Origin of the sequence: Aeromonas sp. QDB14 (genome assembly GCF_027707845.1) — a bacterium.
Lineage (GTDB): Bacteria > Pseudomonadota > Gammaproteobacteria > Enterobacterales > Aeromonadaceae > Aeromonas > Aeromonas caviae.
On record NZ_JAPCJD010000001.1, the window covers coordinates 142,362 to 169,191 of the forward strand.

A 26,830-nucleotide genomic window follows, 5' to 3' on the forward strand; every position below is an offset into this window, starting at 1 on the left:
CAGGTGTATGGCATAAAGTGGTGGCAATTCTAGCCCATCAGGGCCCTGCGGCATAGATGGCAGGGGGGAGAGGGGGCTTTTTCTGCCTCGTTTTCTATACCGGATGCGGTTAGAATGGCAGGCCATTTTACTCACAGGCAGTGGTCATAAGATGCTGAAGATATACAACACACTCACTCGTCAAAAAGAAGAATTCAAACCTATCCACCCGGGCAAGGTGGGCATGTATGTGTGTGGCGTCACTATCTATGATCACTGTCATATCGGCCACGGCCGTACCTTCGTCGCCTTCGACGTCGTCGCTCGCTACCTGCGTTATGCAGGGTACGACCTCACCTATGTGCGCAACGTCACCGACGTGGATGACAAGATCATCAAGCGCGCCGCCGAAACGCACGTGACCTGTGACGATCTCACCGAGCGCCTCATCGGCGACATGCACCAGGATTTCGATGCCCTCGGCATGGTGCGCCCGGACATCGAACCCCGCGCCACCCAGCACATCGGCGAGATCATCGCCCTGGTTGAAACCCTGCTGGAAAAAGGGCACGCCTACGTGGCGGACAACGGCGATGTGATGTTCATCGTCGAGTCCTACACCGACTACGGCAAGCTCTCGGGCCAGGATCTGGAGCAGTTGCAGGCCGGCGCCCGGGTCGACGTGGTGGATGCCAAGCGCAATCCGCTCGACTTCGTGCTGTGGAAGATGTCCAAGCCCGGCGAGCCGACCTGGGACAGCCCCTGGGGCCCGGGTCGCCCTGGCTGGCACATCGAGTGCTCCGCCATGAACTCCAAGCACCTTGGCAACCACTTCGACATCCACGGTGGCGGCTCCGATCTGCAGTTCCCGCACCACGAGAACGAGATTGCCCAGTCCTGCTGCGCCCACGGCGGCGACTACGTCAACACCTGGATGCACAGCGGCATGGTGATGGTGGATAAAGAGAAGATGTCCAAATCCCTTGGCAACTTCTTCACCATCCGCGATGTGCTGGCCCACTACGACGCCGAAACCGTCCGTTACTTCCTGATGTCCGGTCACTACCGCAGCCAGCTCAACTACTCGGAAGACAACTTGAAGCAGGCCCGCGCCGCCCTGGAGCGGATGTACACCGCCCTGCGCGACCTGCCGGCGGCTGCCGCCGCCGGTGGTGACGAGCAGGTGGCTCGCTTCAAAGATGCCATGGACGATGACTTCAACACCCCGGAAGCCTACTCTGCCCTGTTCGACCTGGTGCGCGAGATCAACCGCCAGAAGGCCGAAGACATCGCTGTCGCCGCCGGCCTCGGTGCCCGCCTGCGGGAACTGGGCGCCGTGCTCGGCATCCTGCAACAGGATCCGGATGCTTTCTTGAAGGGTATTGAGGTGGACGAAGAGGTCGCCGAGATCGAGCGCCTGATCGCCGAGCGCATTCAGGCCCGCGCCGACAAGAACTGGGCCGCGGCGGATGCCGCCCGTAACCGTCTCACCGAGATGGGCATCGTACTGGAAGACAGCGCAGGCAAGACCAGCTGGCGCCGTGCCTAAGGCCGGTGGCGCTGTTGGCGCCTAGTGCCAACAGGTTGAGCCAATAAGAAAACCGCAGCCCTGGGGCTGCGGTTTTTGTTTGGGCGAGGGCCTTGCCCTCGAAGGTGTTTCGCCCGCCCTTCGGGCTGGGGCGAGTGACTTTGGAAAGACCCAAAGTCACCAAAGGTCTTCTCCCCCGGCAAACCGCCCGCTTCGCGGGTTCCCTCGTCTCGTCCAACGGGTCGGACGGAGCGCAGCAGACGGCACATCCCTGTGCCGACTGCGGCTGCGCCATCATCCCTGATGGCGCTCCTGACCCGCTGAACTCGACTCGGCGGATTGCAGGGGGAGCCAATACCGTGCCAGTCCGTGGCTTCATCTTGCATATTGGCTGCCTATCCTGCCTTGGAGCAGTGCAAGGGGGAAATAGCGTTTTGGTAAAAATTATCTGGGCAATATAAATAAAAACCGCAACTCAAGGCCGCGGTTTTTAACTATCACATTGCTCAATGTTTCTAGCGTGTTTATTGAGGTTGTAAAAAACTAGGTTTATTTTTTGGTGAGAAATAGATTTGAGCCTTTAATATATGAAATTTCTTTCTGTTTGGTGATGTCAATATCTAGCTTACTATTGATCCATTGCATGTCAGCCTCTGCGGTTCTGTACATGTAAAGCCGTTTTATTACTATTATTTGAAGTATCTTTTTGACAAAGATATTGTTTTTTGACTCTTTTAAAATTTCCTCGATGTGCCCCCTTGGAATTGCACTCGGTGAGTCAAGTAATTGAGCCAATCTAATCATTTTGTATGATGTCGTTTTTTTATCATCAACAATATGAAAAATATCCTCAAATAAGTTAGCTGAGTTTGCTGCTTGAGCCGGTTTTGTTAAATATATTACGGAAAGGAATTGAATTAGTGCTGACACAGTTTGTTGTGAAGCAACCCTAATTTTTTCTTTATCATTTGATATTCCTTTTCGCTCAATTTTTTTCTCAATCTCGGATATGAGTGCATCCGGATTCTCTCTTATAAACTCATAGAAATTATCTAAGCTTCTCAATGGTGCTGAAAATATTTCGTTTAAAATCTCTCTTTTTTCTAAGCGGTTGATTTTTGCGTATTGGTTCTTCAAAAATTGACCCGCAATTTCGATCGCTTTGAACATAGTAGTTATCTGTGCAACAAGACTTAGATCGTCTGGGTTGTCTTCTTCAATTTCTGATAGACCATCATTATCACTGTCTGCAAGATCTTTAGTTTCATTTACTCTTTGGCGATGTTCTTCAGGTGAAGTTTTGTTATATATTAAATTAGGTGAATGTCGAACAATGTTGGTTAATCCCTCATCTGTTTCGAACGTGACAGGCGAATTATCTCGAAACAATGATGACATTGCATGTTTCATACACTCAATTAAAGTTCTAGTCGAGCTTGAACCAGCATGATGAGCTAAAAATAGTATAGTATGTGCGTTTGATCTAACATAAAGGTGTTTGAAGCAATGATTTATATGTTCAACACATACGTGTAGCTCAATATTATCACTCAAATATAGCCCTTTGAAGAAATAGTATATGTAAGGGTACTTAAATGAGTAGAGTCCTCCATAGTTTGACAATATGTTTGCTGCACACAGCTCTCCAAGCCTAGTTCTTAGCTCTACGGTATGACGCTCATTACTAAAAATACTGTTAAAATTGCTTACCTCTTCGTGCGTTAATTGTTCTCTTGTGTTCTGATGGACATACCAAGATAGTTGACATAAATACTCAAAGTATTCAGTAAGATTTTCTCTTTTTATCCCATTATTAAGTAGGGACTGTGTGATTAGGAAACGATAATATTCACCTAGTGAACTCTCATTCAACTCACTGCCATGTCCAGCTTCCATGCTTTGCATTAATGTCAAAAGATAAATTGGAGCTGGTGGAATAAGGTTTTTAGATATTATGATACCAATGTTTTTCTCAGCTTTATCTACTTTATTGAAAAGCAAAGACTCATCTTCAAACTTGTTACTACCAACGCTATACCATCTTTTTATAAGTTCATTCCGTTTTCTAAAGCCAAATGGTTGAATAGAGAAATTTCTATATCCATTAAAAGGGTTTACAGTATGCTCATTAATAAATGAAGTTAGATCAAAAAGTTCATTTACTGTGATAACGATGTTTCCAAAGGTACTTTTTAGCTCATTAAGAATGGAGTCTAGCCCACTTGTTGATTTTACTTGAATTTCGTCAAAATTATCAAAAAACAAAATTCTTTTTTCCTTCGGTACTTGTTTGTAAGTGTCGAAAGCAGATTCTTTAGTGTATTGGGCATTTATTGCTGACTCTATACTGCGTGTAAGTTGATTCGGCTTTGATATTTTTAATTCCTTCCCATCCATATAAATTGGATGTAGGCCATTTTTTAAATGTTCAACTAGGAGTGTTTTAAGTAGGGTAGTTTTTCCTGTTTTTTCATCACCTTTTAGGATTATACACTCACCAATAAAATCAACTTTTTTTAACTCGGATGCATCATATAGATGGTTGTCTACATCGTTTCCTATTTCTTTAATATGTGGGTAAACATATATATCACTAATCTTTAGATGGTCCGTGCCTGAGTTTTGGAATGCACCGCCCAAGTCATTATTGTTTTCTAGTATTTCAAATGAGTAGGACAAGCTACCATTCTTATGTTTTGTATCACAGCCATATGTATTTGTACATTCTGAGTTGGCAACGTATATTTGCTCCGCAGGGTCATATTTATAGGTTGAAATAATGTAGTGATGTGAGTCTGTATCAATATTGATGACTGAAAACTCTGAGTTGTTAGAATCATCATGCAATGATGCCCCTTCGATAAAAACACATTCGCCAGAGTTTTGTTCATATGTATCGGTCACGGTAGGCTGATGTTCATGGCCTGTTACTATGAAGTTTGAATGCTCTCTGGTGTTTTTCCTGAAGTCATGATAACAACTTTGTGAAAACCAATTGAACGGGTGATGAAATAGAGTTATTACAATATCGCTTTGGTTGATTTTACCGAAATTAATTGCATTGTTTGGAATTATCATTTTTCCTTGTTTTTCATGCAACTCTGAGCACCAAGATGTATTTATTAGTGCAAATCTAACTGTTGTATTGACATGTACGTAGTCAAATGTTTTAAAGATTTTAGAGTGTTCGATGTAATTAGGATTTACGTCTTTTTCAAACTTAAAATACTCATCTTGTATAGATGCAATTTGATTTATGGTTTCATTCTCTAAACTAGAATTACTATTAGATGTTAAAAATTGAAGTAAGATAGATCTGGCTTGGTTTGCATTGCTAAAGTTACAGTCATGATTTCCAGGCACTATGATTATCTCAACAGGCTTTTTAGTATCTGCATTAATGTCATTTTTTAGTTTCTCTATAAACCTAGATGCTATTAAATACTCATGTTCTTTACCGCTGAATGCAATGTCTCCGGTGATCGCTATGAATATAACGTCAGAGGATGATGCATGATAGGATGTGAGATTAGTAAGATTTGGAACTATTTTTTCAAGAAATTCCTCCTCCGTTGTTCCTTTTATATGAATGTCACTTAAATGGAGAATTGAAATTTTCATGCTTATCACTTATGTGGTTTATTAATTGTGGTTAATGGTTATAGGTTCGATTAAAAAACATAATAGGACGTTCGAGAAATAAGGTGTTATTACAGTGAAATACTCACTCTCGGGCCTTCAATATAAAACCGTTTCCCGATAGGGATGGGTGCCGCTTGTCGTTATACTCACCATGATTTTTTCACCAATGAAGCTACGTTGATAATTCTTGTTTCATTGGTGAGGCAATCTGGTCACGCCATGGGGTGGGCGAGGGGTTGGCTCTGAGATAACAACCCGCCCGATTTTTGCCCCGAATAGACGGGGGGTTACCACAGTGCAATGCGCTGCGCTTGGTGTACCCTGCGCCTGTTAACCGGCCTCGGTGCTGCGGGTTGGGTGTTGCCCCCCTGTTGTTCGCCGAGGTGAGGGCACAAGGTCAGGAGCGCCGTCATGGACGACGGCGCAGACGCAGGCGGTACAGGGATGTACCGTCTGCGTCGTTCCGCCAGACCTTTTGCCTGAACCGAGGGAACCCAACGCAGGAGGGCGAACAAGTGGGGGTGGCCTTTCTTTTGGTGACTTTTCTTTGGCCACGCAAAGAAAAGTCACTCGCCCAAGCCCGAAGGGCGGGCGAAACCCTGTCGAGGGCAGCGCCCTCGTGTCCTGCATGGCGAAGCCATGTCAATCCAGCGGTCTACGACATCGAGTAATGATGTTACCGACTCCTCACCCTGGCCCTCTCCCCCAAAGGGGCGAGGGGATAAGGGCGAAACCCGGTCGAGGGCAGCGCCCTCGTGTCCTGCATGGCGAAGCCATGCCATTGAGGCGTGGGGTGGCATTCGCCAGGCAATGGCGTTACCGAACCCCTCACCCTGACCCTCTCCCGCAAGGGGAGAGGGGACTGTTACCGCGGACGATTACGCTTCGCTAATCGACCCTACTCGACTCTACCAATGGTTTCTAACGTCTTACCCGCAGGGGAGAGGATGGAGCCTCGAGGCTGACGGGCACTCCCGTCGAGGGTGACACCCTCGCCCCTTGCCGCAGGCGCGGGATGCCGGGCTGGCATCCGCCAGAATTGCTACCGCCCCTGGCTCTCGCTACCACAATGCGCCGCTGACCCGACGGGACGAAACAGGGGCCAACGGGCACCCATTACCATCCTACGGAGCCGACGGGGCCCGATCCACGGCTATTGCTGAGGGATGTGTCAGAAATGATGGGTTTTTTGCGCTGGTTCAAAGTTATGGCCCGGGGCGGGCCGCCGGGGGGGCCCCGGGCGTGGCGGCGCGCCCGCCAGGCCGTGAGCGGGTGGGTGTTTTCCCGGTCTACCCCTTTCTCGCACTTGTCTGGCGTGCCCCGAGTTGGCTAAGGTGTGCGGACATGACATGCAAGCTGGGAGAGAGGCATGGACAAGATATTGCAGGCCCTGTCGGAGCGGGTTACAGAGGCGCGGGATCTGGAGAGCCTGACCCGCCCCTTGCTGGAGATGCTGGCGTCGGTGACCGGGCTGGAGTCGACCTATCTCACCGAGATTGACCTCGGGCAAAGCACCCAGCATGTCCGTTATGCCCGCAATGTGGCCGGGCTGCAGATCCCCGAGGGGATGACGGTGGAGTGGAGCGATACCCTGTGTCGCCGTGCCATCGACGAAGAGATTGGTTACACCGATGACGTCGCCGCTCTGTGGGGGGACTCCCAGGCGGCCAGCGAGCTCGGCATTCGCTCCTATCTGAGCAGCCCGGTGCGCACCTCGACCGGCTCCCTCTATGGCACCCTGTGCGGCGCCAGTACCGAACAAAAACCCGCGGTGGCGGGGGCGCAGCAGCTCATCGCCTTCTTCGCGCACCTGATTGCCGAACAGGTGGAGCGGGAGCAACTGCTGCGGCAATTGCAGCAGGCCAACGACGAGCTCTCGCGCCTGGCCCTCTCCGATCCCCTCACCGGGCTCCCCAACCGCCGCGCCCTGATGCTGGAGCTCACCCGCCTCTTCTCGTTGTCGGAGCGGACGGGGCATCCGGTGCTCATCGCCTTTGTGGATCTCGATGGCTTCAAGGCCATCAACGACGAGCATGGCCACGAGGCGGGGGACAGGCTGCTCACCGCCATGGCGCGGCAACTGAGCGAGACCCTGCGTGGCGGCGATCTGCTGGCCCGCTTTGGGGGGGACGAGTTCGTGGCCGTGGGCATGGGGCCTTTCCCGGACGCCGACACGCAGGACGGGGCGGTGGCGGCGTTTCGCCAGCGCCTGTTCGAGCACAGCGTGCTGTCACTGCCGGTGGGGGACAAGGTGATCCATTATCCCGGTGCCAGCGTGGGGGCGGTGGCCGTGATGCCGGCCGAGGTCAGCGTCGAGGAGGCGCTGAACCGGGCCGATGCGAGCATGTATGCGGTCAAGCGCCAGCGCCGGGCCGCAGGGGAGGGCGGGAACCCGCCTCCTTCCAGTCAGGTGTCTGCCCCGCGATAGCAGCGGGGCGGGTTGAGAGGGCACAGGGTGGCGCGTCCACCCGGGTGCCAGCCTGTTTTCCCTTTTATCGGTTCGGAGCCCATACCATGGTTCATTTTCTTGTCCGCCGTGTGCGCGCCCTGGCCGGGCGGGCGGCCACCCTGGTGGCCGGACTCTGCGAGTTTCAGCAGCGCATCTGGGTGGTCAGCATCGTCAAGGAGTCCTACACAGATACCTTCGTGGTCAACGAAGGGGGCTTCGAGGAGCCCTTGCAATGGATGCGCCGCAAAGGCTACAGCGCCGAGATGCTGGCCAGGGTGGAGGCCATGGCCCGATCCCAGGTGCTCCAGCTCGAGTGCGCCGGGCAGCATCACCGTCTGATGCGGGTGAAATAGGGGCGAAGCCGCCCCCTGATGGCCTGGGCGGCACCGCCGCTCGGGCATTGACCACATATTCTGCCGCCATCTTCGTATCAGACGGGGAAAATGGGTCGCCAGTCATGATTTTTCCGTGGTTCTCTCCGGTTTCAGGCCACCGGAGTAGACGCAAATCGCGGAGTTGTAGCTGTTGAAGGTGACCGCGTAGTTGAAATCGCAGAAATAGGCCGGGTGCTTGGTGGCGACAATGTCCCCCGCCTTGCATTTGTCCTGCATCCCCTCCACCAGGGTGTCGTTGTTTGACCCGAGGCAGGCCTTGCCGGTGGTCTTGTCACCGCCGCAGGCCATCAGAAGGGCGCAGACCGAGAGACTCATCAACCATTTCGCTGTGTTGTGCATGTGTATTCCCAAGAGATCGCAGAGATGGCGGGGAAGGGCGTGAGCGCGGCGCTGCCCGATGAAGGCGGTCGGCGGGCACGCTGCCGCCCCTGACTGTCGCTGCCACCGTGCGCCCTGCCCCTTGCCGTGAAAAAGGGGCCAACAGGCTCCTGCGCCCTATATTACGGACCCGAGGCGGTCTGCGTCACCCCTTGTCGTTGCAAGTGGCGAACATTAAACGGGTTTCGTGCGCTGGCTCAAAGGCGGGCCGGGGCCTTGGCGGCACCGGCGGGGGAAGAGGTCAGGGGGAGGGGAAGTATTTGTACTGGAGCTGCTGGAAGTCGCTGCTGGCCAGCACCTGGGTCAGGCCGAGCTGGAACTCCCTGACCAGGGCATCGTCAACCGGGTGGCTGAAGGCGAAGCAGTACTGCTCGGAACTCAACATCCAGCGCACCTCGAACTGGGCGGGATCCAGCTGCTGGGTCTTGATGAGATCCAGCAGGGTGGATTTGTTGCTGGAGATCAGCTCGACCCGGCCCGAGGTGAGCATGCGCAGGGCCTGGGAGAGGCGGTTGGCGGTCATGATCTTCTGCTCGTCGAAGCCGGCGTTGAGCAGCAGTTGCTCCCCCACATCGGATCGCACGGCGCCTATGGTGTAGCGCTGGGCATCTTCCAGGCTGGTCAGGGTCAGGGGGCGACTGGCGAGCCCCATCAGCACTATCTCGGCATAGCCGATGGGGCAGGCCCACTTGAACAGGGGATTGCGCGCCTCGGTGCGGGCGGTGGAGAAGAGCACCACATTGGGTTTCTGGGTCAGCAGGTAGTAACCCCTGGCCCAAGGGAGGATGCTGACGGGCTGGACAGGGGTGCCGGTCTTTTGCCACACCAGGTGCAGCAGGTCGATGGCAAAGCCGGTCGGGGCGCCATCCTCCCCGGTGAAGTTGTAGGGTTTGTACTCTTCGGTGAGGTAGTGCAGGCTGGCGAGCGCCGGGCTGGCCTGGGTCGCGGGAGTGCCCCAGACCATGGCCGCGAGGGCGGCGCAGGCGACCAGTCTGCGAAGGGGGACTGCAATGTCTGTGTTCATCCTGACCGTCCTGCTGCCGAGTGCCCAGTTTCAAGTGTTGCCAAGTCACGGCGTTTCGCCACCCGGCGAAGACGTTATCCGCCGGGGGCCGTCATCATCTTGCCACTCACAACCGGGTCGGCGCCCCCTTTTTACCAGGCCGGGCGGGTGTGACCCAGGGGGGTGAACGCTTCGTCCCTCAGCCCTACCAGCAGGGTGCTGCCATCCTCTTGCAGGCGAAACTCGCCGTAGCGGGCCGACTCATATTGATCTCCCGTGCCCTCTTCGAAGAAGAAGGCGTCTGGCCCGATAAACCACTGGCCGTCGCGCTGGCGCACCTTGAGCAGGCGCTCCTCCGGGCCCGGGGCCTCGGGCTTGCCCCCTTCCACCCAGTGCACCACCTGATGTTCATCCAGGCGAATGACCAGGGTGTGGGGGCCGGCGGCGGCCTGGCGGCCCGCCAGCTGGCGGGCGAGGGCGTAGTTCAGGCGCATGTAGTCCCCCTGCATCAGGGAGCGGGGGTCGACCGGTGCCAGCTCGATCAGCACCACCTCCCCCTGGCTCATGGCGTGCTCGAAGCGCCAGACGGTGGCGTTGATGCCGGCGAGCAGGGCAAGACCGGTCAGCAAAAAGGCGAGGCGTCTCATGAGGGGCTCCCGTTGTGAAGGTGCTTGAGCCACTGACGGGTACCGAGCAGCAGGGCCCCCGAGGCGAGCAGCAGCCAGGACTTGGTCATCAGGGTCAGCCCCAGATCGTAGTAATAGAGGGAGCCAAAGCCGAGCAGCAGGAGGCCTGCCAGGGTCATCAGGGCCAGGCTGCCGGCGTAGAAGCCGAGCACCAGCACCAGGGCGCCAGCCCCCATGCCGGGAATGATGGCGCTGATCACCACCAGCGGCAGCCCGTAGCGCAGCGGCAGCCTGAGGCGAACCATGACCGCGAGCAGCAGGGCGGCGCAGAGCAGGGGATTGAGCCAGAGAGGCAGGCGGGAGCTGCCGAGCTCATTGAGGACGCTGGTGCCTCCCTCCCACAGGGGGTGGTGCAGCCGTCCCAGCACCAGCAGGGAGAGTGCCAGCCCCAGGGTGAGGGATTCATAGAGCAGATGGCGGGTGGGATCGCGCTCCGCCTGCAGCCAGCACAGGGCGACGGCGCCCATCACCAGCGGCAGAGCCAGCAGGTGCAGGCCGAGGCAGGCGAGGGCGAGGGTGAGCAGGATGGCGGCGGCGAAGCTGTGGAACAGCCTGATCAGCCAGTGCTCGAACAGGGCGGCCACCCCGAGGGAGAAGGCAGTCAGACCGAACCAGAGCCACGCGACGTTCAGATCCAGCCTGTCCAGCAGGCCGTAGAGCAGCCAGGCATCTGCCGCCAGCGCCAGCGCCAGCACGAACTGATCCCAGAGATCGCTGCGGGTCGCCATGCGGTTGAGACCGAGGGCGGCGGCCATCAGCACCATCCCCATGGTGAGGGCGTTGTTGGGGTCGCGGGTCAGCTGCTCGAAGGCCATGAAGAGGAAGAAGAGCAGGAAGAGGGCGGCTATCCAGCCCACCATGCCGAGCAGAAAACGGCCCGACCAGTGGGGCTGTTCATCCCGGGGAGCATCCCCTTCCACAAGTTGGGCAGCACGCAGGCGCTCCCAGGGGGTGAGATCAGACATGCTGCCTCCGTTGTTGTTGCAGCCAGCGGCTGGCCATCACCGACAGGCCGATGGCGATGAGGGCCAGCAGCAAAAAGCCGTTCATGTCCGGCTCCATCCACTTGCCAAGGGCCGCGAGGATGACGGCGATGAGGCTCAGGCACCCCATGGCGAGTCCGGCGATGAACCTGTGGTGCCAGCGCAGGTAGGCGGCGCCGAGCCAGGCGAGCCAGGCAGGCCAGACCCAGGGAGAGGCGACATCGAACAGGGCCAGCAGGGTAAGCAGGGTGATGCCGAGCCCCGCGGCCAGCCCCGCGAGCCAGGAGGGCATCAGGGCGTAGCGGGCGGGCACCAGGATGAGCAGACCCCAGAGGGCGGCGTTGAGCAGGGTCAGGCACCAGCCGAGGGCCTCCTCGTTGAAGGAGAAGAAGAGATCGAGAAGGCCGAGCCGCCAGTAGAGCACCAGGGCGAGCTGACCGAGCAGCCAGGCCAGGGTCCAGAGCAGCGGGCTTCTGCCAAGGGCCGCCAGCGGCAGCAGCATCAGGGCCCAGGTGGCGAAGAGCTGCCAGGGGTCGGCGCCGGTCTGGTAAGTCTGACCCACCAGGGCGAGCAGGGCGCCGAGGTTGAGGGCCAGGGCCAGCAGCAGGGCCTGGCGCGGGGTGTCACTCATGGGTTTTCGCCAGAGCACCAGGAGCATGGCGAGCAACGGCAGCTCCAGCAGGGCGAGACGTGAGAGGCGCCCCAGGGCCTGCCAGTTGAAGGCGACGAAGAAGACGAGGCCGGCGCCAAGGCAGAGGCAGCCGAGCCAGAGCAGCAGCCTGTCGAACAGCCACTGCCAGCGGGCAGGGCCGGGGGGCAGATCGCACAGGGCCAGGGCGGCAGGCAGCGAGGCCCGTGGCAGGCGGCCGCGCCTGACCCAGTCGAGCAGGGTCTGTCTTGAGGTGAGGTGCATGGGGGCTCCTGAAGCCGTGATGCCTGAAAGATAAGGCATTATGGCACGGCGCCGCGTCTCGGGGCAGGGGCGCCGTCGGCGCTGCGACACAGGTCGCGGCACGGGGCCATGTCTTTGCACTAAAAAGGCCCCCGCCGTGAGGAGGGGGCCTGAAGGACGTCCGGGGCGGCGGTGGCGATCAGTGCTCACGCTGATCCCCCGCCGGCTTCTATGGAGGTCAGGCGAAGATCAGGGTGGAGATGCCAAGCCCCGCAAAGAGGATGGCGCAGGCAATGCGGATCCCCTTGAGGGGGAGCTTGTCGGCCCCGAGTTTGCCGAGCAGCACCACGGGCACGTTGGCCAGCATCATGCCGAGGGTGGTGCCGGTGATCACCTGGATCAGGGAGTCGTATTTGGCTGCCAGCAGCACGGTGGCTATCTGGGTCTTGTCACCGATCTCGGCGATGAAGAAGAGCACGAAGGTGGCCATGAAGGGGCCGTACTTGTCCAGGGAACTCTCTTCATCATCCATCTTGTCCGGCACCAGGATCCAGGCGGCCATGGCGATGAAGGCGCCAGCGACCAGCCAGGTCATCACCTTGGGATCCATCCAGCGACTGATGAATTCCCCTATCCAGGCGGCACCCGCGTGGTTGAGCAGGGTGGCAGCCAGCATGCCGGCGATGATGGGCCAGGGTTTGCGAAAACGACAGATGAGCAACAGGGCCAGCAGCTGTGTCTTGTCGCCGATCTCGGCGATGGCAACGCTGATGGTGGAGGTTAACAAGGCTTCCATAAAAATGACCGGGGGACGGAATTGTTATAAACCAAAGACAAGCCTGCGCCATCCGTCCCCGGTTTTGGCACTGGCCCGTCAAAGGTCTTGTCAAATCCGGCATTGCCCGGATCACCCTGACCATGGTGAGTTGGCACCAAGTATGTTGATCAGGATCGCGCACGGAACGGGTCCGTGGCGAGACTACTCCCCCTCGATGGGAGCGGGCATTCTAGGGAAAAACCCCCGGTGAGGCAAGGCGCGGGATGGGGAATTATCCCCCCACCAGTTTGACCTGAAAGCCGGCCTTCTCCAGTTCCGCCTTGATAAGGTCCCGTTTGTCCCCCTGGATCTCGATGCTCCCCTCCTTGAGACCGCCGCCGGTACCGCACTTCTTCTTGAGCAGGGTGGCGAGGGCCTTCTGCTGGTCGACGGGAACGCCATGGATGCTGATGACCCCGGCCCCCTTGCGTCCCTTGGTCTCGCGGCGGATGCGCACGACCCCGTCGGCGGGGAAGGGGGAGGCGTGCTGGGCGGGGGCGGATTCCTTGATCATGCCGCCGTCCGTGCTGTAGACCAGGCGGCTGTTGTTGTCGTGACTCATGGCAATACTTTGTCGGTTAGCTAAGCGGAGTTTGATTTTACGCAAATAAATGTTGAGGGCACAGCTTATAATCCCCCCCATTAAAAGCGAATTATTCTTGTTTAACTTCAGGAGCCCGTCATGGTACTCACAGAGCTGTCGCCGGGACAGAGCGCTCGCATCACGCACATGAACCACCTTGGCCGCGCCTTGCGGCGCAAGTTGATGGTGATGGGGCTGCTGCCCCAGACCGAGATACTCTATCTGCGGGCCGCCCCCTTGGGGGACCCGCTCCAGATCCAGTGCCAGGGCATCTGCCTCTCCATGCAGCGGAGTCTGGCCCAGCAAATCGAGGTGGAGCCGGTATGAGCTACAACCTGGTCACAGTGGGCAATCCCAACAGCGGCAAGACCTCCCTGTTCAACGCCCTGACCGGCTCCCGCCAGCAGGTGGGGAACTGGAGCGGGGTCACCGTCGACAAGAAGATGGGGGCCTTTGCTGCCCGCGGGCAGGAATACACCCTGGTGGACCTGCCCGGCATCTATGCCCTGGCCAACCAGGAGGCGAGCCTGGACGAGCAGATCGCCAGTCGCTTCGTCCAGCGCCAGCAGCCGGATCTGCTGCTCAACGTCATCGATGCCGCCAACCTGGAGCGCTCCCTCTACCTCACCCTGCAACTGCGGGAGCTGGGGCTGCCCATGGTGGTGGTGCTCAACAAGATGGATCTGCTGCAAAAGCGGCGCATCACCATCGACGAGGCCTTGCTCGCCAAGGCGCTGGGGTGCCCCGTGGTGTCGCTCTCGGCCCACAATCGCCAGCAGGTGGCGGCCTTCAAAGAGGGGATCCACCAGTTTATCGGCCAGCCCCAGCCCGCCCTGGTGCTCGACTACGGTCAGCCCCTCGAGGGGGACATCGCCGAGCTGGAGACTCTGCTCGCCCCCCATCATCTGCATCGCCGTGGCCGCGCCCTGCGCCTGCTGGAGGAAGACATCGCCATGCAGGAGACCCTGGCGGCGGGGCAGCAGGCGGCGGCCGACAACGTGGTGAGCCGCGCCCACCACGCCCAGGACATCGACCTGCAACTCGCTGATTTGCGCTACGGCCATATCCACCACTGGTGCCAGCAGGCGTGCCGCCATCAGGACAAGCTCACCGTCGCCCAGAGCGAACGGCTGGACAGGGTGCTGCTCAACCGCTGGGTGGGCATCCCCTTCTTCCTGCTGGTGATGTACCTGATGTTCATGTTCGCCATCAAGGTGGGCAGCGCCTTCATCGACTTCTTCGACATCCTCGGGGGGGCCCTCTTCGTGGACGGGGTGCACCACCTGCTGGGGCTGATGAGTGCCCCCGATTGGCTGGGAGCCGTGCTCGCGGACGGCGTGGGTGCCGGTTTGCAGACGGTGGCGACCTTCATCCCCGTGGTGGGCTGCCTCTTTCTCTTCCTCGCGGTGCTGGAGAGCTCCGGCTATCTGGCCCGCGCCGCCTTCGTGGTGGACGCCCTGATGCGTCGCCTCGGCCTGCCCGGCAAGGCCTTCGTCCCCATGCTGATGGGCTTTGGCTGCACCGTGCCGGCGGTGATGGCGACTCGCACCCTGGGGTCGGAGCGCGAGCGGCTGATGACCTCGGCCATGGCACCCTTCATGTCCTGCGGTGCCCGTCTGCCGGTCTACGCCCTGTTCGCGGTGGCCTTCTTCCCCGAGTCGGGGCAGAATCTGGTGTTCGGTCTCTATCTGTTCGGCATCCTGGTGGCGGTGCTCACCGGCCTCTTCCTGCGCAGCACCCTGCTGCCGGGCAAGAGCGACTCCATGGTGATGGAGATGCCCGATTACGAGTGGCCCCGTCCGGTGGACGTGGGGCTGCGCACCTGGCAGAAACTCAAGGGCTTCATCTTCGGCGCGGGCAAGACCATTGTCCTGATGGTGGCGGTGCTGAGCGTGCTCAACTCCCTCGGCACCGACGGCAGCTTCGGCAACCAGGATCAGGAGAACTCGGTGCTGAGCAAGCTGAGCCAGTCCGTGACCCCGGTGCTGCATCCCATAGGCGTGCGGGACGACAACTGGCAGGCCACGGTGGGCATCCTCACCGGCATCTTTGCCAAGGAGGCGGTGGTCGCTACCCTCAACAGCCTCTACGCCGGCGGCGCCCGTGATGAGGAGGAGAGTGAATACTCCCTGCTGGGCAGCCTGAAAGCGGCGCTGGCCACCATTCCCGCCAACCTGGCGGACATCGACCCCGCCGATCCCATGGGGCTCAAGGTGGGGGATCTGGAGGACAAGCAGGCGGCAGCCGAGGCCCAGGAGGTGGACACCTCCACCTACGGCAACATGCAGACCCACTTCGACGGCGTGGCCGGAGCCTTTGCCTACCTGCTGTTCGTGCTGCTCTACATGCCCTGCGCCGCCGCCATGGGGGCTCTGGTGCGAGAGACCGGTCGCCAGTGGGCCCTGTTCACTGCCGCCTGGTGCAACTACGTCGCCTTCCTGTGCGCCACTCTCTTCTATCAACTGGCGACCTTCGCCGCCCACCCGGCGCAGAGCCTGGTCTGGAGCCTGAGCTATCTGTTCTCCCTGGTGCTGCTCTGGTGGCTGGGGCGTCGTCACGGCGACATCGTCGCCCGCAAGGTGGTGACCCTGTGAAGGGGCTCATGGTCAGGGGCGAGTGCGCCGAGAGGGAGGGTATTCTGTGATCCTGCGTGAACTGGGGGACTATCTGGCCCTTCACAAGAAGGTGAGCCGGCGGGCACTGGCCCGCCACTTCCACACCTCCGAGGATGCGGTAGAGGCCATGCTCGGGGTCTGGATGCGCAAGGGGCGCGTCGCCAAGCGGGAGAGCCGCCTGTGTGGCGGCTCCTGCTGCGGCAAGCACGAAGAGGTGACGTTCGAGTGGTGCGAGCCCGGCCAGATAGGGCTGATCCAGAAGGGGTGATGCCTGCCCATATGCAAAAGGGAACCCGAGGGTTCCCTTTTTCGTGGCCGCCGGGCCCGTCTCAGAAGAGGTCGCCCTCGTCCTTGGTGGGCTCCAGGCTCCAGCCGCTCGCCGCCGCGCTGTTGCCAATCTGGCCCTTCTCCCGCCAGAGTTTGATCTTGAGGCGCAGGTTGTTCTGGGAGTCCGCGTTCTTCACCGCCTCCTCCTCGTCGATCACCCCCTCGACCACCAGATCGAACAGAGTGCTGTCGAAGGTCACCATGCCAAGGGCCCTGGATTTTTCCATGATCTCCTTGAGGCCGCCAAACTCGCCGCGCTTGATGAGATCGCGCACCGTGTGGGTCCCGAGCATCACCTCCACCGCCGCCCGGCGCCCGCCGTCCGTGGTCTTCACCAGCCGCTGGGAGACAAAGGCCTTGAGGTTGTTGCCAAGGTCGTTGAGCAGCTGGGGTCTGCGCTCTTCCGGGAAGAAGTTGATGATGCGATCCAGCGCCTGGTTGGCGTTGTTGGCGTGCAGGGTGGAGATGGCCAGATGCCCGGTCTCCGAGAAGGCGAGGGCATGCTCCATGGTCTCCCGATCGCGGATTTCACCGATGAGGATGACGTCCGGCGCCTGGCGCAGGGTGTTCTTCAGGGCCGCGTGGAAGCTGCGGGTATCCACCCCCACCTCCCGCTGGTTGATGATGCTCTTCTGGTGGCGATGGACGAACTCCACCGGATCCTCGATGGTGATGATGTGGCCGCCGCTGTTGCGGTTGCGATGATCGATGAGGGCCGCGAGCGATGTGGATTTGCCGGACCCCGTGCCGCCGACGAAGAGCACCAGACCCCGCTTCTCCATGATGGTGTCGAGGAGCACCGGAGGGAGTTTGAGATCCTCGAAGCGGGGAATCTCGGTCTTGATGTTGCGCGCCACCAGGGAAACTTCATTGCGCTGCTTGAAGATGTTGACCCGAAAACGGCCTATCTGGGGCAGGGAGATGGCGAGGTTCATCTCCAGCTCTTTCTCGAACTGCTGTTTCTGCTCGAGATCCATGATGTCGTAGGCGATGCGGGCCACCTCGCCCGGCCCCAGGGGCTCCTGGGTGAGGGGGCGCAGGGCGCCGTTGAACTTGGCGCAGGGGGGGGCGCCGGTGGAGAGATAGAGATCGGAACCGTCCTGTTTGGCCAGGATCTGCAGCATGTCTCTCAATTCCATGAGGGGCCTCGTCGCTCAAAGGGCTGGGGGATGATGAATGGCTTGAGTGTACAGCCTCAGGCGCCGGTCAGTTTTTCGCGGAACACAAAAAAGACCGCGCCCAGGATGCACAGACCCGCCCAGAGGTAGTCCCACTTCAGGTCTTCTTTCAGATAGAAGATGGAGAAGGGAACGAACACGGTGAGGGTGATCACCTCCTGCAGGATCTTGAGCTGGCCGACGGAGAGCACGGTGTGACCGATGCGGTTGGCGGGCACCTGCAACAGGTATTCGAACAGGGCTATCCCCCAGCTCACCAGGGCGGCGATGATCCAGGGTTTGTGATTCATGCTCTTGAGATGGGCGTACCAGGCAAACGTCATGAAGACGTTGCTGCAGATGAGCAGGCCGATACTGGTCATGATGGGGTTCATTAGGTTCTCCTTTTAAATCAATGCATTTTATCTCGACTCCATGGGTTTTCATAAGTGGTGCTTGAGGGTATTTTTAGCTCACAAGGATGTAACAAAAGAAGGCGAAAGCTGGATGGGCAAGACAAGCTGGGGTGCGCTTTGTCTGTTGTTTGCCTGCTGGGCGCAAGGTGCGCCGACCCTGACGGTGGCCACCGATGTCTGGCCGCCGTTTCGCATGCTGGCAGAGAACGACGACTTCCAGGGGCTGGATATCGACATTCTGCGCCAGTTGCAGGCACGCAGCGGCATTGTGCTCACCCTCAAACGGGTGCCCTGGGGACGGGCACTCAAACAGATGCAGACCGGTCAGGTGGATCTGATGATAGGGCTGGCTCACACCGAGGAGCGGGCCGCCTTCATCGACTACCTGCAGCCGTCCTATTACCAGTGCCGGCCTGCCTTCTATGGCAAGCCCGCCGCCGTGGCAGGTCTCAGGCGCTACGAGGATCTGCGAGGCCGCGAGATAGGCTATGTGCTCAACTCCGCCTACTTCCCCCCCTTTGATGGCGACACCCAGCTCGACAAGCACGGGGTTCCTACCGAAGACCAGTTGCAGCGCATGGTGGAGCGGGGCCACCTGCCCCTGATGATAGGGACCGACTGCCAGGTGGATTACGCCCTGAGCCAGCACAACGACGCCGGCCTCGTCAAGGCGCCCTTCCAGCCCCCCAACCCGGTGGTGCTCTACCTCGGGATGAGCAAGCACTCACCCCACCACGAGCTGGGCTCCAAGCTGGCGCAGGCGTTGCAAGCCATGGTGGAGAGCGGCGAGATAGCGGCGCTGGCCAAGCCCTACCAGCCTTGACCTTGGGTGGTAACGCGCTGTTATCATGCAGCTTTCCTGCCTGCCCCCCGGCGGGCCTCGCTTCTTGGGGATCCCGTGTATCTCGCTCTCATCCGTCGCCAGCAGCGCTGGCAGCGCCGCTGGCTGCTCCTGCTGTCGCTGCTGACCCTGGCCCTGTTCCTGCTCTCCCTCGCCCTCGGGGAGTTCGTGCTGCTGCCCTGGCAGCCGCTGGGGGATCTGGAGCTGCGCATCCTGCTGGAGTTGCGCCTGCCGCGCGCCCTGCTGGCTCTGCTGGCGGGGGCCTCCCTTGCCTGCGGCGGTGCCGTGCTCCAGGTGATGCTGCACAACCCGGTGGCGGAACCCGGCCTGCTCGGCGTCTCGAGCGGCGCTGGGCTGGCCGCCATGGTGGCGATGGCGGTGGCCAAGGGGCTCGGGCTCTATCTGCCGGGCTGGGGGTTGTCGCTGGCGGCCTTTGGCGGTGCCCTGGTGGTGACCATGCTGCTCATCCGTCTCGCACGCCGGGCACGGCTCGGCCATGGGCGGCTGCTGCTGTTCGGGGTCGCCATCGGCATCCTCACCAATGCGGCCATGACCTGGCTGATGTATTTCGCCGACGACGGCGCCTTGCGGGAATTCATGTTCTGGATGATGGGCAGCCTCGCCTACGGCAGCCAGCAGCTCGCTTGGTGGTGGCTGGTGCTGCCCCTTACCCTCGGCTGGCTCTGCTGGCAGGGGCGGGCACTGCAACAACTGCTGCTGGGGGAGACCCAGGCCCGCCTCATGGGGTTGAACGTGGACAGCATGCGGGTACGCCTGGTGCTGGCGGTCTGCCTGCTCACCGGGGTGGCGGTCTCCCTGTGCGGCGTCATCGGTTTCGTCGGCCTGGTAGTGCCTCACCTGCTGCGCCTGTGCGGTGGCAGCGATCAGCGCTTCCTGCTGCCCGCCTCGGCGCTGGGGGGGGGCGCCCTGCTGCTCGGGGCCGATCTGGTGGCCCGCTCGGCGCTGCACGCCGGTGAACTGCCCATCGGGGTCATCACCGCCTCGGTGGGCGCCCCGCTCTTTATCTATCTGCTGCTGAGGCAAGATGCCGATGTGTCCCGCTGATCCCGCCCCCTGGCGGCTGGAGGCCCGCGCCCTGGCCATCCCCCATCGCCTTGCCCCCCTGGATCTCACCTGGTCCGGCGGTCAGCTGGTGGCCCTGCTCGGCCCCAACGGCAGCGGCAAGTCCTCTCTGCTCGGGGCCCTGGCGGGCCTGCTGCCCGCCGATGGCGCCGTCTTGCTGGGGGGAGAGGCCATCACGACCCTGAGCTGGCCCGAGCTTGCAACGCGGCGCGCCATGCTGCCCCAGCGCCAGCCCCAGCTGTTCCACATCCCGGTGTTCCAGGTGCTGAGCCTGGGGCTGGAGGAGGGGGGCCCCGATGCCCAGGCGCAGGCGGTGGCGGATGTGTGCGACGCCCTGGAACTGGCGCCTCTGCTGGCACGGGACTTCAGCCGATTGTCCGGGGGGGAGCAGCAGCGGGTGCTGATCGCCCGCACCCTGCTGCAACTGTGGCCAAGCCTCAATCCGACCGGGCGGGTGCTGCTGCTGGACGAACCCTTGGCGGGGCTGGATCTGCATCACCAGATGGCGCTGCTGCGGCTGCTCAAGCAACTGGCCGCGCAGGGATTGCTGGTGGTGGTGGCCATCCACGACATCAATCTGGCCATCGACTGGGCGGATCGCGTGCTCTGCCTGCAACAGGGCCGCGTGGTGGGGGAAGGGGACGTCGGGATCATCGACGAGGCGCTGCTGGAGCGGGTGTTCCAGATCCGCACCGATCGAATCGAGGCGGCCGGCCGCACCTGGTTTATGCCGAGCCTGTGAGGCGGGCTGCCCCCTCATCCCCAGCCCTTCTCCCATTCTTTTGAAACAAGTGGGAGAAGGGAGCCGCTCCGTCGACTACGGATACAGCATTGAAAACCTGCAGAGGCTGAGTGAAGCCAAGGTGGGCGAGTGAATCACTGTGGAAATGAAAAGAGCCAGGCATCCGTGATGCCTGGCTCTTTTGGTAGAGAGAGCGTTGAGCGGTTGCTCAGGCTTTCTGCTTGTCCAGCCGCACCTGGGCGGCTTCTGCCAGCATGGCCAGCAGGGTTTCGGTGTCACTCCACGACAGACAGGCATCGGTGATGCTCTGGCCGAAGGTGACGGCGCAGCCGTTCTCCACGTCCTGACGCCCTTCCACCAGGAAGCTCTCGGCCATGATGCCGGCGATGCCGGTGCGGCCGCGGCGCAGCTGATCGCAGATATCCTGGGCCACCAGCAGTTGGCGGCGATGATCCTTCATGCTGTTGCCGTGGCTGAAGTCCACCACCAGGCGCTCCGGCAGGCCCACCTGGGCCAGAGCCTCGCACGCCTCGTCGATGCTGGCGGTGTCGTAGTTGGGCCTGTGGCCGCCTCGCAGGATCACGTGGCCGTAGGGGTTGCCGGCGGTGCGGTAGATGGTCATCTTGCCGTCCTTGTCCGGGGAGTAGAAGATGTGGCTGTGACGGGCGGCGCACACCGCATCGATGGCGATGCGGGTGTTGCCGTCGGTGCCGTTCTTGAACCCCACCGGGCAGGAGAGGGCGGAGGCCATCTCCCGGTGAACCTGGGACTCGGTGGTGCGCGCCCCGATGGCGCCCCAGGTGATGAGATCGCTGATGTACTGGCCGGTCACCATGTCGAGGAACTCGGTGGCGGTGGGCATGCCGGTCTCGTTGATGTCCACCAGCAGCTTGCGGGCCAGTTTGAGCCCTTCATTGACGTCGAAACTGCCGTCCAGGCGCGGATCATTGATGAGCCCCTTCCAGCCGACGATGGTACGTGGCTTCTCGAAGTAGGTGCGCATCACGATGCACAGGCTCTCTTTGTACTCTTCCCGCAGGGTGTTCAGACGCAGAGCGTATTCGTGGGCGGCGGCGGGATCGTGGATGGAGCAGGGGCCGACGATGACCAGCAGGCGCTGATCCTCACCGGACAGAATGGCTTCCACTTGGCGGCGGGCATCTAGCAGGTTCTGGGCGATGGTGTCGGTTAACGGGAAGGCGTGCGCCAGCTCGCTTGGGGTGATCAGGGCCTCCAGGCGACGGGTGCGCAATTCATCGGTGTGAATGGACATACGACTCAATTCTCGAGTGGATAAGGTGGGCGGGATGCCAAAATGCAAGGGAATAAAATAAAGCAAAAGTCACCCGATGGAAACCTTGGGCGGCTCTGATAGGATGTGAACCCAAAAGCCATTTCAAATGAGGTAGTTATCGTGGCAAAGCCAGGCGCGACCGGGATCACCCGCATCATCAACGCAACCGGTTACAGCATGAAAGGTCTCAAATCGGCCTGGATCAACGAGGCCGCCTTCCGTCAGGAGCTGCTGCTCATCCTGCTGCTGATGCCGCTGGCATTCTGGATAGGTGACTCCCTCAACGAGATCCTGCTGCTCGTCTGCATCAGCTGGCTGGTGGTGATCGTCGAGGTGCTCAACTCCGCCGTGGAGGCGGTGGTGGATCGCATCGGCTCCGAGCATCACGAACTCTCGGGCCGCGCCAAGGATCTGGGCTCCGCCGCCGTCTTCATCGCTCTGGCCCTCAATGCCCTGGTGTGGGGCGCCCTGGTGGGCCGCAACCTGCTGGGCTGGTGGTAGGTTGCGAGAGCAACCTTTCTCCTGACATAAAAAAGCCCGTCATCACGACGGGCTTTTTGCTGCGCAGATAAGGGCTTATCAGTGCAGGATCCGGGCACGGATGGTGCCATTGATCTCTTTGAGACGGGCCAGGGCCTTCTCGCTGTGCTCGGTTTCGACGTCGATGACCACGTAACCGATCTCGCTGCTGGTCTGCAGGTACTGACCGGCGATGTTGATCCCCTCGTCGGCGAAGATCTGGTTGATCTGGTTCATCACGCCGGGCTGGTTGCGGTGAATGTGCAGCAGGCGGCTGGAGCCCTTGTGGCCGGGCAGGGAGACTTCCGGGAAGTTGACCGCGGAGAGGGTGGAGCCGTTGTCGGAGTATTTGACCAGCTTGTTGGCCACTTCCAGACCGATGTTCTCCTGGGCTTCCTGGGTGGAGCCGCCGATGTGGGGGGTCAGGATCACGTTGTCCAGGCCGCGCAGCGGGGTGAGGAACTCCTCGTTGTTGGACTTGGGCTCCACCGGGAAGACGTCGATGGCGGCGCCGGAGAGGTGGCCGCTCTTGATGACGTCGGCCAGGGCGTCGATGTCCACCACGGTGCCGCGGGAGGCGTTGATGAAGATGGCGCCCGGTTTCATCATGCGAAGTTGCTCTGCACCGATGAGATCCTTGGTGGAGGCGGTTTCCGGTACGTGCAGGCTGATGACGTCAGACATGTTGAGCAGTTCCACCAGGTTCGGCACCTGGATGGCGTTGCCAAGGGAGAGCTTGTTCTCGATGTCGTAGTAATAGACCTTCATGCCGATCATCTCGGCGATGATGCCAAGCTGGGTGCCGATGTGGCCGTAGCCGATGATGCCGAGCTTCTTGCCGCGGGCTTCGACGCTGCGGTTGGCCAGCTTCTCCCAAACGCCGCGATGGCACTTGGCGTTCTTCTCGGGAATGCCGCGCAGCAGCAGCAGGATCTCCCCCAGTACCAGTTCGGCCACGGAGCGGGTGTTGGAGAAGGGGGCGTTGAAGACGGGGATGCCGCGCACGTGGGCGGCGTCGAGGGAGACCTGGTTGGTGCCGATGCAGAAGCAGCCGATGGCCACCAGCTTGGTGGCGGCATCCAGCACCTTCTCGGTGATCTGGGTGCGTGAACGCAGGCCCACGAAATGCACGTCACGAATGCGCTCGATCAACTCCTCTTCCGACAGGGACGTCTTCAGATATTCCACATTGGTGTAGCCGGCTGCCCGAAAGGTCTCCACCGTGTTGGGATGGACTCCCTCCAGCAGCAGTACCTTGATCTTATCCTTGTCCAGCGAAAACTTGACTGTCATGACGTTCCCTCTATTGTTTTGAAAAATGCGTTCAGGCTTGCAGTGTGAAGAAAACCGTAAAGTAGCAAAAACGTTTGGGAGAGGGAATATTTGTGACGAAAGTCAAATTCTTTGAAGTTATCAACGATTGTTGCAGATGTGCTGCTACAAGCCATTGAGGGATAACCAGAAACGGCGCCATGAGGCGCCGTTGTCCATTTGGGGCAGTCAGGTTGACTGACCCGGGCGGGGGCTTGCCCGGAGGGGGAGGTCCGGGGAGCAGGCCTTAGTTGGTGATCACACCCTCGGGGGTGCCGATCAGCACAACGTCGGCGCCACGGTGGGCGAACAGGCCGTTGGTGACCACGCCCACGATGCTGTTGAGGCGGGTTTCCAGAGCCTTGGCATCGGTGATGGCCATGCCCTTGACGTCCAGGATGATGTTGCCGTTGTCGGTCACCACCCCTTCACGCCACACCGGGTTGCCGCCAAGGGCGCGGATCTCGCGGGCCACGTATTCGCGGGCCATGGGGATCACTTCCACCGGCAGGGGGAAGGTGCCCAGCACGTCGACGGTCTTGGTGTTGTCGATGATGCAGATGAACTGGTCGGCCACGGCGGCGACGATCTTCTCGCGGGTCAGGGCGGCTCCGCCCCCCTTGATCATGTCGCGGCTGGCGTTGATCTCGTCGGCACCATCCACGTAGACGGAGAGGGCATCGATGTGGTTGAGGTCAAACACCGGGATGCCGAGACCCTTGAGGCGTTCGGTGGAGGCGATGGAGCTCGACACCGCGCCCTTGATCTGGTCTTTCATGGTCGCCAGTGCGTCGATGAAGTGATTGACGGTAGAGCCGGTGCCCACCCCGACGATGGTGCCGGGTACCACGTATTTGAGCGCAGCCCAACCGGCCGCCTTCTTCATTTCATCTTGAGTCATGATGGATCCTTATGGAAAAAGCGGGCGCATTATATCCAAGCATCCCCCCCAGAGCGACCATGGTGCTCACGTTCCGGCGCAAAAATCCCCAAGATGTAAATCGTTTGCCTGTTTATTGAACCGAAGGGGGCGCCCCCGCCTGATCAGGCAAAGTGCCAGCTGCGGCTGGGGGTGATGATCTGGGGGAGCGGCACGTCCCACTGCTCCCGGGGGACGGCATCCACCTGCTGGCAGTCGTGGGCGAGCCCCAGAGGTCTTGGGCCGAGCTGGTGCTCGTGCCAGCAGGCGAGGGTGCGATCGTAGTAGCCGCCCCCCATGCCGAGGCGGTTGCCAGCCTCATCGAAGGCCACCAGCGGGGTGCAGATGATGTCCAGCATGCTGTGGGGCAGCACCTGCTGCACGTCGAGCTCGGGCTCGGCGATGCCGTAGCGGTTGCGGGTCATGGGGGTGGTGGCGGTGTAGCGCAAGAAGAGCAGGTGACCCGGGGTGAAGGGGTGCAGCACCGGCAGGTAGACCTCCTTTTGCCGGGCCCACAGCCAGTGGATGGCGGGCAGGGGATCGAGCTCCCCGTCGTTGGCCAGATAGAGGGCGATGCGCCTGGCCGCGAGGATGCCGGGGTGTTCCTGGAAGCGTTCGACCAACTGCTGGGCCGCCGCCTGCTGCTCGGCCTGACTCAGGCTTTTTCTGCGCTGGCGAATGAGCTGGCGCAGGTTCTGACGTTCGGGTTGGGTATCCGGCATGGGGACTCCTGGGCAAGGGTGGGCTGGCGCTACCTTAGCAAGGGGCCGACGGGATGAAAAGCCGATGGCGGGGCCGCCAGCCGGGCGGCCCCTGAGGTCGGGCCTCAGGAACGGTGGGGGGCGGGAGCCACTGCGCCCATCTGGTGCTTGAGGAAGACGGCCACGATGGCGGCCAGGGGCAGCGCCATGGGGTAGAAGCTCATGCTCACGACCAGGATCGGCGAGAGGGCGAAGATGGAACCCAGCAGCAGCGCCTGGGCGCCCCAGGGGATGAGCCCCTGTACCACGCAGGAGAAGATGTCCAGCATGGAGGCGGCGCGGCGCGGGGTGACCCCGTGATGGTCCGCCAGATCCCTGGCCACCTTGCTCGCGACTATGATGGCCACGGTGTTGTTGGCGGTGCACAGGTTGGTGAGGCTCACCACGCCGGCGATGCCGAGCTCGGCCGCCTTTTCGTTCTGTTCGCCATCGTGGTGGCGGGTGAAGCGGGCAATCAGGGCGGCGATGCGCTCACTTATCCATGCGAGCCCCCCCTGGCGTTCCATCAGGGCACCCAGACCGCCGATGAGCATGGAGAGCAGGAAGATCTCCTGCATGCTGGTAAAGCCCTGATAGATGTCCTTGCTGAACTGGCCGAGAGAGTAGCTGCCAAGCAGCCCCACGCCACCGGCCGCCAGGATGCCGAGCCCCAGTACCATGAAGACGTTCATGCCAGAGAGGGCCAGCACCAGGATCAGCAGATAGGGGGCGACCTTGAGCAAGTCCGCCTCGGCGGTGGGGGCCGGCGCTTCACCGGTGGAGCCCAGCACCAGATAGAGCAGGATCACCAGCACGGCGGCGGGGGCGGCAATCTTGATGTTCTCGCGAAACTTGTCCTTCATCTCGCAGCCCTGGCTGCGGGTGGCGGCGATGGTGGTGTCTGAGATGATGGAGAGGTTGTCCCCGAACATGGCGCCGGAGAGGATGGTCCCCGCCATCAGCATCGGATCGATGCCGGCGGCCTGGGCGACGCCCAGCGCCACCGGTGCCACGGCGCCGATGGTGCCCATGGAGGTACCCATGGCGGTGGCAATGAAGGCAGAGATGAGGAAGAGCCCCGGCAGCAGGCACCAGCCCGGAATGAGGGAGAGGCCGAGGGCGACCGTGGCATCCACCCCGCCGGTGGCCTTGGCCACGGTGGCGAAGGCGCCCGCCAGCAAATAGATGAGGCACATGGCCATGATGTTGCTCTCGCCCACCCCCTTGAAGAAGGTCTCGAGGTTCTTGTTGAACCCCTCGCGTCCCATCAGCAGGGCCAGCATGACGGCAGGCAGGGCGGCAACGGGGGCGGGGAGCTGGTAGAAGGCGAACTCGACCCCCTGCAGGGTCAGCCAGGTACCGGTACCGATGAAGAGGGCAAGAAAGACCAGAAGGGGCAGCAGGGCTCTGGCACGGGGTTGGGTCTGGATCATGTGTTCCTCGAAACTTGAACAATGACCTCCTGTCGTTGCCTGTGGCGCCTCCAGGGCGGGCACAGGGCGGGCATCCTGCCACCATGGGGGGCCAACAG

The 26,830-nt window shown here is 60.4% G+C and carries 25 protein-coding genes; 10 read left to right on the top strand and 15 right to left on the bottom strand.

Translation table 11 applies throughout. The features are described from left to right. The first annotated feature begins 151 nt into the window (after positions 1-151). The gene (gene cysS, locus PG887_RS00650; RefSeq protein ID WP_102948575.1) at positions 152-1,528 is read left to right on the top strand and encodes a cysteine--tRNA ligase; all 1,377 of its coding nucleotides are present in this window, start codon (positions 152-154) and stop codon (positions 1,526-1,528) included. A 528-nt stretch (positions 1,529-2,056) separates the two neighbouring features. On the opposite strand, the gene PG887_RS00655 is transcribed toward cysS, so the two are convergent. Next, complete coding sequence (locus tag PG887_RS00655; RefSeq protein WP_102948574.1) at positions 2,057-5,128, bottom strand: STAND family AAA ATPase; 3,072 nt, start codon at positions 5,126-5,128, stop codon at positions 2,057-2,059. A gap of 1,390 nt (positions 5,129-6,518) precedes the next feature. On the opposite strand from PG887_RS00655, the gene PG887_RS00660 reads away from it, so the two are divergent. Further along, the gene (locus tag PG887_RS00660) at positions 6,519-7,577 is read left to right on the top strand and encodes a GGDEF domain-containing protein (RefSeq protein WP_102948573.1); all 1,059 of its coding nucleotides are present in this window, start codon (positions 6,519-6,521) and stop codon (positions 7,575-7,577) included. Positions 7,578-7,663: 86 nt separating this feature from the next. Next, entirely contained in the window at positions 7,664-7,951 is a 288-nt protein-coding gene (locus tag PG887_RS00665; protein ID WP_102948572.1) for a hypothetical protein, read from the top strand. Positions 7,952-8,053: 102 nt separating this feature from the next. Here PG887_RS00665 and PG887_RS00670 read toward each other — a convergent pair whose 3' ends face one another. From PG887_RS00670 to PG887_RS00700, 7 genes are all read right to left on the bottom strand, one after another. Further along, the gene (locus PG887_RS00670) at positions 8,054-8,332 is read right to left on the bottom strand and encodes a hypothetical protein (RefSeq protein WP_029314742.1); all 279 of its coding nucleotides are present in this window, start codon (positions 8,330-8,332) and stop codon (positions 8,054-8,056) included. Positions 8,333-8,612: 280 nt separating this feature from the next. Continuing rightward, positions 8,613-9,335: a substrate-binding periplasmic protein gene (locus tag PG887_RS00675; protein WP_102949220.1), complete on the bottom strand. Its 723-nt coding sequence runs from the start codon at positions 9,333-9,335 to the stop codon at positions 8,613-8,615. 191 nt (positions 9,336-9,526) lie between these two features. Further along, a complete protein-coding gene (locus PG887_RS00680) occupies positions 9,527-10,021 on the bottom strand; it encodes a GDYXXLXY domain-containing protein (RefSeq protein WP_201985105.1) in 495 nt (164 codons plus the stop codon). Next, a complete protein-coding gene (locus PG887_RS00685) occupies positions 10,018-11,025 on the bottom strand; it encodes a DUF4401 domain-containing protein (protein ID WP_102948571.1) in 1,008 nt (335 codons plus the stop codon). Before PG887_RS00685 ends, PG887_RS00680 begins: the two co-directional genes overlap by 4 nt. Beyond that, on the bottom strand, positions 11,018-11,956 hold the full coding sequence (locus PG887_RS00690; RefSeq protein ID WP_102948570.1) for a DUF2157 domain-containing protein: 939 nt from the start codon (positions 11,954-11,956) through the stop codon (positions 11,018-11,020). Before PG887_RS00690 ends, PG887_RS00685 begins: the two co-directional genes overlap by 8 nt. A 217-nt stretch (positions 11,957-12,173) precedes the next feature. Continuing rightward, positions 12,174-12,731 (bottom strand): TMEM165/GDT1 family protein, encoded by a 558-nt coding sequence (locus tag PG887_RS00695; RefSeq protein ID WP_010675206.1) that lies wholly within the window; start codon positions 12,729-12,731, stop codon positions 12,174-12,176. A 253-nt stretch (positions 12,732-12,984) separates the two neighbouring features. Then, a complete protein-coding gene (locus PG887_RS00700; RefSeq protein ID WP_193758851.1) occupies positions 12,985-13,314 on the bottom strand; it encodes a translation initiation factor in 330 nt (109 codons plus the stop codon). Between the two features lie 120 nt (positions 13,315-13,434). Here PG887_RS00700 and PG887_RS00705 point away from each other — a divergent pair, with 120 nt between their 5' ends. Genes PG887_RS00705 through PG887_RS00715 form a run of 3 tightly spaced genes read left to right on the top strand, consistent with a single transcriptional unit; the run spans position 13,435 to position 16,218 of the window. Further along, a complete protein-coding gene (locus PG887_RS00705) occupies positions 13,435-13,662 on the top strand; it encodes a FeoA family protein (RefSeq protein ID WP_010675204.1) in 228 nt (75 codons plus the stop codon). Further along, positions 13,659-15,929, top strand: a complete 2,271-nt coding sequence (feoB, locus tag PG887_RS00710) for a Fe(2+) transporter permease subunit FeoB (protein ID WP_270820993.1) — start codon at positions 13,659-13,661, stop codon at positions 15,927-15,929. The genes PG887_RS00705 and feoB overlap by 4 nt, the downstream gene beginning before the upstream one ends. Positions 15,930-15,975: 46 nt before the next feature. Then, a complete protein-coding gene (locus PG887_RS00715) occupies positions 15,976-16,218 on the top strand; it encodes a FeoC-like transcriptional regulator (RefSeq protein WP_010675202.1) in 243 nt (80 codons plus the stop codon). Positions 16,219-16,279: 61 nt separating this feature from the next. On the opposite strand, the gene tapW is transcribed toward PG887_RS00715, so the two are convergent. Both tapW and PG887_RS00725 read right to left on the bottom strand, forming a co-directional pair. After that, complete coding sequence (tapW, locus tag PG887_RS00720; RefSeq protein WP_029314740.1) at positions 16,280-17,416, bottom strand: type IVa pilus ATPase TapW; 1,137 nt, start codon at positions 17,414-17,416, stop codon at positions 16,280-16,282. A gap of 56 nt (positions 17,417-17,472) precedes the next feature. Beyond that, a complete protein-coding gene (locus tag PG887_RS00725) occupies positions 17,473-17,829 on the bottom strand; it encodes a DMT family protein (RefSeq protein WP_010675200.1) in 357 nt (118 codons plus the stop codon). A 112-nt stretch (positions 17,830-17,941) separates the two neighbouring features. On the opposite strand from PG887_RS00725, the gene PG887_RS00730 reads away from it, so the two are divergent. The 3 genes from PG887_RS00730 to PG887_RS00740 all read left to right on the top strand — a co-directional run bounded on the left by PG887_RS00730 (position 17,942) and on the right by PG887_RS00740 (position 20,516). Beyond that, positions 17,942-18,673: a substrate-binding periplasmic protein gene (locus PG887_RS00730; RefSeq protein ID WP_128345494.1), complete on the top strand. Its 732-nt coding sequence runs from the start codon at positions 17,942-17,944 to the stop codon at positions 18,671-18,673. A 75-nt stretch (positions 18,674-18,748) separates the two neighbouring features. Beyond that, complete coding sequence (btuC, locus tag PG887_RS00735) at positions 18,749-19,756, top strand: vitamin B12 ABC transporter permease BtuC (protein WP_039041213.1); 1,008 nt, start codon at positions 18,749-18,751, stop codon at positions 19,754-19,756. Beyond that, the gene (locus tag PG887_RS00740) at positions 19,743-20,516 is read left to right on the top strand and encodes an ATP-binding cassette domain-containing protein (RefSeq protein ID WP_041213105.1); all 774 of its coding nucleotides are present in this window, start codon (positions 19,743-19,745) and stop codon (positions 20,514-20,516) included. Before btuC ends, PG887_RS00740 begins: the two co-directional genes overlap by 14 nt. 208 nt (positions 20,517-20,724) lie before the next feature. Here the strand turns inward: PG887_RS00740 and PG887_RS00745 are convergent, their stop codons facing one another. Then, on the bottom strand, positions 20,725-21,789 hold the full coding sequence (locus tag PG887_RS00745; RefSeq protein WP_270820996.1) for a 3-deoxy-7-phosphoheptulonate synthase: 1,065 nt from the start codon (positions 21,787-21,789) through the stop codon (positions 20,725-20,727). A 141-nt stretch (positions 21,790-21,930) separates the two neighbouring features. On the opposite strand from PG887_RS00745, the gene PG887_RS00750 reads away from it, so the two are divergent. Then, the gene (locus PG887_RS00750; protein ID WP_039040385.1) at positions 21,931-22,311 is read left to right on the top strand and encodes a diacylglycerol kinase; all 381 of its coding nucleotides are present in this window, start codon (positions 21,931-21,933) and stop codon (positions 22,309-22,311) included. A 78-nt stretch (positions 22,312-22,389) separates the two neighbouring features. Here PG887_RS00750 and serA read toward each other — a convergent pair whose 3' ends face one another. The 4 genes from serA to PG887_RS00770 form a co-directional block, all read right to left on the bottom strand. Further along, the gene (gene serA, locus PG887_RS00755) at positions 22,390-23,622 is read right to left on the bottom strand and encodes a phosphoglycerate dehydrogenase (RefSeq protein WP_113977420.1); all 1,233 of its coding nucleotides are present in this window, start codon (positions 23,620-23,622) and stop codon (positions 22,390-22,392) included. A gap of 265 nt (positions 23,623-23,887) precedes the next feature. Then, a complete protein-coding gene (gene rpiA, locus PG887_RS00760; RefSeq protein ID WP_104454357.1) occupies positions 23,888-24,541 on the bottom strand; it encodes a ribose-5-phosphate isomerase RpiA in 654 nt (217 codons plus the stop codon). A 143-nt stretch (positions 24,542-24,684) separates the two neighbouring features. Beyond that, the gene (locus tag PG887_RS00765) at positions 24,685-25,281 is read right to left on the bottom strand and encodes a 5-formyltetrahydrofolate cyclo-ligase (RefSeq protein ID WP_039040382.1); all 597 of its coding nucleotides are present in this window, start codon (positions 25,279-25,281) and stop codon (positions 24,685-24,687) included. Between the two features lie 104 nt (positions 25,282-25,385). After that, a complete protein-coding gene (locus tag PG887_RS00770; protein WP_270820999.1) occupies positions 25,386-26,732 on the bottom strand; it encodes a Na+/H+ antiporter NhaC family protein in 1,347 nt (448 codons plus the stop codon). Positions 26,733-26,830 lie beyond the last annotated feature (98 nt).